This window comes from Chamaesiphon sp. VAR_48_metabat_403, from assembly GCF_031422475.1.
Classification (GTDB): Bacteria; Cyanobacteriota; Cyanobacteriia; order Cyanobacteriales; family Chamaesiphonaceae; genus Chamaesiphon.
Window position 1 is genome coordinate 1 of the sequence record NZ_JANPLS010000370.1, and the last position, 4,049, is coordinate 4,049.

Below are 4,049 nucleotides of genomic sequence, written 5' to 3' on the forward strand. Positions count from 1 at the left end.
GCTTGTGCTGGTGGACTATCAGCCATGTTCGTTGGTTTTCCCAAGACCAAGAAATGGGATCTTAGCTACACGGTGAATGGATTTTTGGCTGGATTGGTGTCAATTACTTGTCCCTGTTATTGGGTAAGTCCATCAGGTTCGATTCTCATCGGTGCAATTGGCGGCGCGGTCGTGGTTTGGGGCATCGATTTATTAGAATGGCTGCGAATTGACGATCCGATCGGAGCTGTTCCCGTTCATGGTTTCTGTGGGATTTGGGGCACCTTATCGCTCGGACTATTTGCCACAGGTGAATTCGGTGCAACTGGGCCATTTGCCCCCGATACTTCAGCTCCATTACTGGTGAAAGGGCTACTCTATGGTGGTGGGATGCAAGTACTGACTGCTCAATTTATCGGTAGCGCGATCGTGACCCTTTCGGCTTTTTCGCTAGGAATGGCTCTCATGGCGGCGGTGAATCTGACTGGTACACTCCGAGTTTCCCAAGAGGGGGAACTAGAAGGTCTCGATGTTCACGAACATGGGATGCCAGCTTACCCTGAGTATGTCATGCAACCAGCTCCTACCGCTAGCTCTTCAACCTATGGATCGGAAGGAATCGATCGCAACATTGGAACCGATCGAAAATTTGAGTAATTCGATTTAGACTTTTCTGAATAGTCGAGCTATTGCTGGTAGTAAGACATCTCTATCTCAGGTAGGGGCGATCGCATAGATTGCCCCTACCTTTAATTTTGACATTATACCTACAGCATAATTCAATCTTTAATCTTAAAATTTTGTTGCATTCTATTCGATCCCTGTGCCAGTAATCGATAATGCTGAAGTCTGAATAAATGTATCTTGGTATACAGAATTTTTGTATCTCCAAACACAGAATTATTCAACTACGATACATAATTATCTCTCATTCAAATACTCTGGCGTGTAAAGGATCGAACAAAGTGTTCAAAAAAATTATTCTGGTCTGTTTGGTAGCTTTGTGGATGCTTGGTGGCCCACTAATGGGTAACGCCCTAGCTGATGCGGTAAAAACACCCGCAATGGATGTCAATGCGATTAACACTGGGGACACCGCTTGGGTACTCATGTCTTCAGCCTTAGTACTACTCATGACTCCAGGATTAGCATTCTTCTATGGTGGCTTAGTGCGTTCTAGGAACGTACTCAACACCATGATGATGAGCCTAGTACTAATGGCTGTCGTCGGCGTGACTTGGATCCTGTGGGGTTACAGTATTGCTTTTTCGCCCGACTCAGTGACTACGGTTAACGGTGCAATTAATGTCAATACCAATCCCATTTTTGGTAACTTAAACTGGTTTGGGTTAAATGGTGTTGCCTTCGATAAACCCGATCCTGTCGGTTATGCACCTACCATTCCACACCAATTGTTCATGGTGTATCAGATGATGTTTGCCATCATCACCCCAGCCTTAATTTCTGGTGCGATTGTCGAACGGATGAGCTTCAAAGCTTACTTCTGGTTCGTTATCGCTTGGTCTACATTCCTGTATGCCCCCTTAGCACACATGGTTTGGGGTAAAGGATACCTGGGTGCTACTCTCGGCGCGCTCGATTTCGCTGGTGGTACTGTAGTACACGTTAGTTCTGGTGTCTCGGCTGTCGTCGCAGCTTGGATGATCGGCCCTCGTAGAACCTACCCCAATCAACCAGCAGCACCCCATAATGTGCCGTATGTTCTATTAGGCATCGGGTTACTATTCTTCGGCTGGTTTGGTTTCAATGGTGGTAGTGCGCTCGGTGCGAATGGTTTGGCTGTTGTCGCATTTGTCACAACTGCTGTTTCTAGCTGTGCTGGCGGATTAATGTGGATGATTTTGGAATGGGTATTGCGGACGAAACCTACTGCGGTGGGGATTGCCAGTGGTTTCCTAGCTGGTTTAGTTGGTATTACTCCTGCGGCTGGTTTTGTGACTCCGTTGAGTGCGATTCTCATCGGTTTGATTACATCAACTTGTTGCTTCTTTGCGGTCAGTCTTAGAGCCAAATTACAGTTCGATGACTCGCTCGATACTTTCCCCGTTCATGGTGTCGGCGGTACTATCGGCGGTCTGTTAACTGGGATTTTTGCCCAGAAAGCTGTTAATAGTGCTGGTGCTGATGGTTTGATTGTTGCTGGCGATCCTGCTTTATTAGGTAAGCAAATTATAGCAACTGTAATTACTTATGTAATTGCGGCTGTCGGTACTTTTATCATCATTAAAGTTCTGAGCTTATTCATGGATCTGCGGGTCAAACCTGAAGCTGAATACCAAGGTTTGGATATTAACGAGCATGGTGAAGAAGGCTACGGTGAAGAATTTGCCGCTGGTTTGAGTTTAGCTGAGAAAGAAGGCTAAGTTTACTTGAAAGCTTGCTCTGAAGCTCCTCGTTCGCGGAGCGTCTCGCAAGAGAAGAGTTGAAAGTTAGATTTTTGTTATAAAGCCGATCTACTGAATCGATAACGAACTAAATCCGAGCGACATATTTAACTAAATAACAATATAAAGAGCTATGGGTGTAGATTTACCTATAGCTCTTTATTTATATTATTAATTTTTGAGTGCGAACTATAAATTTCTTTGGTGTCGAGCTAGTAGTCTCCAGTGCAAATTTAGTAGGGGCAATTCATGAATTGCCCCTACTAAATTTGCGCCAGATGGGAGGAGACAATGGTAACCTAATGTCTGCCGACTAGTACTAGAATGACGATCGAGCCAATCGCTGTTTTATTTCAGTTGCTAAATCGTCGATCGCAATATCCATCTGTTCGCCATCAATCATATTTTTCAACTGACATCGTTTGTCTGCGGCTTCCTGCGCGCCAATTACCACGCAAAATGTTATTCCTTGTTTGTCTGCCAATGCAAACTGTTTTTTAAGCGGGCGTTTATCGAAAGCGGTGACGACTTTGATTCCGGATTGGCGGAGTTGTTGAGAAACTTGGAGATAAATTGGCATCAAATCTTCCTGAAGATTTAAGACCATAACTTGGGTAGGCGTAGAAGCTAATGGTTGTAAGATATTGGCTTTGAGTAAGCGGTAAATTAGCCGCGTAAGTCCAATCGAAATGCCCACTCCAGGCATACTTTCGCCGATAAATGTTCCGACTAGTTCTTCATATCTACCCCCAGAACAAATACTACCGAGGGTCTCGTGTCCGATTAAAGTAGTTTCATAAACCGTGCCTGTATAGTAATCTAATCCCCGCGCGATCGACAGATCTATACAATACCGCTCGGCTGGTACGCCCAGATTTTGCACGCCATTAATGACGGTAGTGAGTTCTGCTATTCCTAACTTAAATTGCTCGGCATCGGGTAATTTAGCCGCAAATTCATTCAGAGTTGTTAAAACTAGATCGACATTACCTTTAATATTAATAAAATCGATGACTTGTTGAGACTGTTCGGGCGATAATCCCTGAGTAGCTAAACCTGCGAGTACTTTAGAGACACCGACTTTTTCGAGCGTATCGATAATATTAATACAGACTTTAATCCGATCGGGTGCAACTCCTAAAGAGCTAAAGAAACCAGTTAAAACCTTGCGATTATTAATCCGAATCAGGAACTCGCCGATATTAATCTGACTGAAGATTTCGGCAATAATCGCAGGCATCTGAGCATCGTAAAGTAAGCTCAATTCCTTGCGCCCCACCACATCAATATCGCACTGCCGAAATTGCCGATAACGTCCATCTTTGGCTCGTTCGCCGCGAAAGACTAAATCCATCTGATACCTAGCAAACGGAAACTGTAAATCGTTGAGGTGACGGGCAATATAAGCCGCTAGCGGTACCGTTTGATCGAACTTCAACGCGCGCGCTTCCGATCCGGTATCGCCCTTACCCGCCTCATCCCTCTCTGCTTGACGATTAGGGGGCAGAATTGGCTGTAAACCGTAAATGATGTTGTCGCCCTGATTTCCCTTCGCCTGGAGGACTTCTAGCCGCTCTACAGAGGGAGTTTCGATCGGAGTAAAGCCGTAGCTCTCATATACCCGCCGAATCGTATCCATTAGGTGTTGTTCTAGTCGCTTTTCTC

The 4,049-nt window shown here is 45.1% G+C and carries 3 protein-coding genes; 2 read left to right on the forward strand and 1 reads right to left on the reverse strand.

Annotation, left to right across the window (positions count from 1 at the left end):
• Positions 1 to 636, forward strand: a 636-nt coding sequence (locus RMO79_RS17760) for an ammonium transporter (RefSeq protein WP_396136625.1), incomplete at its 5' end; no start/stop codon positions are given.
• Between the two features lie 368 nt (positions 637 to 1,004).
• Positions 1,005 to 2,363 (forward strand): ammonium transporter, encoded by a 1,359-nt coding sequence (locus tag RMO79_RS17765; protein ID WP_396136626.1) that lies wholly within the window; start codon positions 1,005 to 1,007, stop codon positions 2,361 to 2,363.
• A 340-nt stretch (positions 2,364 to 2,703) separates the two neighbouring features.
• Here RMO79_RS17765 and hisS read toward each other — a convergent pair.
• The coding region (gene hisS, locus RMO79_RS17770) for a histidine--tRNA ligase (RefSeq protein ID WP_310484578.1) at positions 2,704 to 4,049 on the reverse strand (1,346 nt) is incomplete at its 5' end.

Coding starts and splice junctions, on each gene's coding strand:
- RMO79_RS17765 (WP_396136626.1), top strand. CDS start 1,005: ATGGGTAACGCCCTAGCTGATGCGGTAAAAACACCCGCAATGGATGTC.